The following is a 2,978-nucleotide window of genomic DNA, read 5'->3' as shown; positions in this document are numbered from 1 at the left end:
GTCTATGTCATCCTGAAAAACGTCGAACAGGTAAGCGGAGAATGGCAACACGCCAATCGCATTTCATTATTTCTGCAAAATGATATTGCCGACAAACGCGGCCAGCAATTGGCAGAACAACTGTTGACCTGGCCGGATATAAATGAAGTTTCCTTTCAATCTGCCCAGCAGTCCTTAAATGAATTTCGCGAGATATCTGGCCTGGAAAGTCTGTTAGATACATTACCTGCTAATCCACTGCCCGCAGTAATCATTATCGAACCGGAAGAAAATCAACAGCAGGAAGCAACTGAGGCATTATTGGCAAGACTGGCTGCGTTACCTGAAGTGGATTTAGCTCAGCTTGATATGCAGTGGCTACAGCGTTTACGCAGTATTAATGAAACAGGCCAACGCGGCATTACTATACTGGCTATTCTATTGTCGTTAAGTGTGCTTCTGGTTATAGGCAATACTATTCGGCTGGCCATTCTTAACCGTCAGACTGAAATCCGCGTTATCAAATTAGTGGGCGGCACCAATACCTTTGTCAGACGACCGTTTTTATATACCGGTATGTGGTATGGCTTGCTTGGCGGCGTATTGGCGTGGATAACATTACTGATCAGTCTGCTTATCATCAGCGGCCCGATTGATGAACTGGCCGCATTATATGACAGTCAGTTCCAGTTAAAATGGTACGCTGGTCAAATGTTATTTGGTCTGCCGCTCTGCGGATTATTACTTGGCGTCATGGGGGCATGGCTGGCAGTCAGTAGACATTTGAATGCAATTGAGCCAAGCTAGTCGGCTAATGAAACTTTCTATCCCAACTTCATTCTAATAGAGAGTTTTTGGTATTCTATTTGGTAAAATGAATCAGGTTTTCTTAGGGAGAACGCATACATGACAACCCATGCAGCCCAATATCAACTTGCCACCGCACCGATTGGCAATCTGGATGCATACACCAATCTCGTGCATCAAATTCCCGTTTTAACGGCTGAAGAAGAACACGATTTAGCAACACGGTTACAACAAAATGGTGACCTTGAGGCAGCCCAACGTCTGGTTCTGTCGCATTTACGCTTTGTTGTTCGTATCGCCAAAGGCTACAGCGGCTATGGTTTGCCGGTTGCCGATCTGATTCAGGAAGGTAATATCGGTCTGATGAAAGCGGTCAAACGCTTTGACCCTGAAAAAGGCGTGCGTCTGGTTTCATTTGCCGTGCATTGGATTCGCGCTGAGATTCACGAGTATGTGATTCGCAACTGGCGCATCGTCAAAATCGCCACGACCAAAGCGCAACGAAAATTGTTTTTTAATCTGCGTAGCGCCAAACAGCGTCTGGGCTGGTTGAACCAGGATGAAATTGAAGCTGTTGCTGAAGATCTTGGTGTTACCGCAGCCAATGTAATTGATATGGAACGCCGTCTGGCCCAGCCGGATACATCGTTTGATTTGCCAGTAGATAGTGATGATGACGATTCAACTTATTCACCTGCAGCCTATTTAAAAGCAACGGATAACAGTGATCCATCAAAACAACTGGAACAGGATGATTATGCTGATTTTCAACAGCAGAAACTGGTCAATGCGCTAGCGACACTCGATGATCGCAGTCGCGATATTATCAGTCAGCGCTGGTTGCATGATGATGATAAAGCCACCTTGCATACACTGGCCGAACAATATCAGGTTTCCGCTGAACGGATTCGTCAGATTGAAAATAATGCGATGAAAAAACTTCGTCTGTTAATGGATTAAACAACTGCCATAAAAAAGCCCGCTGACCTTATGGAAAGCGGGCTTTTTTTTACCTGAGCTTATCGTTCCAGCAAAGGCGTTTTGTTTGGTTTTCCATCCCACTCTTCAGCATCGTCTAATGGATCTTTTTTCTCGGAAAGCACCGGCCAGACTTGAGATAATTCCGCATTAATCTGCAGGAACTCCATTTGTTCATCAGGCAAATCATCCTCGGAGAAAATAGCTTCTGCTGGACATTCAGGTTCACAAAGCGTGCAATCTATACATTCATCAGGGTCAATAACCAAAAAGTTAGGACCTTCGTGAAAACAGTCTACTGGGCAGACATCAACACAATCAGTATATTTACATTTAATACAGTTTTCAGTGACAACAAAGGTCATGGTGAAATCTCCACAAATACAATTTTTTACAGGCCAGACCTGTCAGAATGTCGGATATTCTACATGATTTACCCACACTCTGGGCAATGAAGATAATTACGGTATGATCATCTTCACCCAGCGAATTCCCCGCCTGAAAACAGGATGAACAGATGATAAGAAAAATTTTTATTCTCGCCTTATTTATCAGTGCTTTTATACTTAGCACTGCATTTGCTGCATTTAACATGCAAGTCGTGTCGCTTGATTTGTTTTTTGTTCAGTGGCAATTACCTTTAGCCGTTTTATTAATTGCTGTATTGCTGTTGGGATTGATGATTGGAGCAGCACTTATAGCGCTCAGTACCATCCGTATCCGCTATGAAAACCATCGATTAGTCAATAAATTACAAAATGCCGAACAAGAATTAAACAGCCTGCGTATTTTACCTGTGCGTGATAGTCGCTAGGTCAATATGATGATGCAATGGCTATTTTTGTTATTACCGGTTGCGGCATTGTCAGGTTGGCTCCTCGCCAGGCGACATTACCAACGCCTTCCACAAAAGCATGCTAAGACCTTCAATCCAGAATACTTCAAAGGGTTGAATTACCTTCTCAATGAACAACCTGATAAAGCAATTGATGTGTTTATCGGCTTACTGGAAGTCAATAGTGAAACGGTTGAAACCCATTTGGCTTTAGCGAATCTTTTTCGCCGTCGCGGTGAAACCGAACGCGCCATACGCATTCATCAAAATTTAATTGCCAGACCCAGCTTACATGGTGAGCAACGACTGCAGGCAATGGTGGAATTGGGTCTGGACTACATGCATGCCGGGGTATTAGACCGGGCAGAACATCTTTTTT

At 43.9% G+C, this 2,978-nt stretch carries 4 protein-coding genes and 1 pseudogene; 4 read left to right on the top strand and 1 reads right to left on the bottom strand.

Annotated elements, in window-relative coordinates; genetic code table 11:
* Together ftsX and rpoH are read left to right on the top strand one after the other, a co-directional pair.
* Window positions 1-786, top strand: a 786-nt coding sequence (ftsX, locus tag B3O33_RS10125; RefSeq protein ID WP_292363532.1) for a permease-like cell division protein FtsX, incomplete at its 5' end; no start/stop codon positions are given.
* 99 nt (window positions 787-885) lie between these two features.
* Complete coding sequence (gene rpoH, locus B3O33_RS10120; protein ID WP_292361633.1) at window positions 886-1,746, top strand: RNA polymerase sigma factor RpoH; 861 nt, start codon at window positions 886-888, stop codon at window positions 1,744-1,746.
* A 59-nt stretch (window positions 1,747-1,805) separates the two neighbouring features.
* Here the strand turns inward: rpoH and fdxA are convergent, their stop codons facing one another.
* On the bottom strand, window positions 1,806-2,129 hold the full coding sequence (gene fdxA / locus B3O33_RS10115; RefSeq protein WP_069296830.1) for a ferredoxin FdxA: 324 nt from the start codon (window positions 2,127-2,129) through the stop codon (window positions 1,806-1,808).
* A gap of 152 nt (window positions 2,130-2,281) precedes the next feature.
* Between fdxA and B3O33_RS10110 the strand changes: the two genes are divergently transcribed.
* Complete coding sequence (locus B3O33_RS10110) at window positions 2,282-2,578, top strand: LapA family protein (RefSeq protein ID WP_292361632.1); 297 nt, start codon at window positions 2,282-2,284, stop codon at window positions 2,576-2,578.
* 9 nt (window positions 2,579-2,587) lie between these two features.
* A pseudogene (locus B3O33_RS10105) lies at window positions 2,588-2,978 on the top strand (lipopolysaccharide assembly protein LapB); the annotation flags it as partial.

It is taken from the genome of Methylophaga sp. UBA1464, from assembly GCF_002325665.1.
In the GTDB taxonomy this organism is placed as follows: Bacteria; Pseudomonadota; Gammaproteobacteria; order Nitrosococcales; family Methylophagaceae; genus Methylophaga.
The sequence above is the reverse complement of the archived record's forward strand: the minus strand, read 5'-3'. Positions and strand labels throughout refer to the sequence as shown.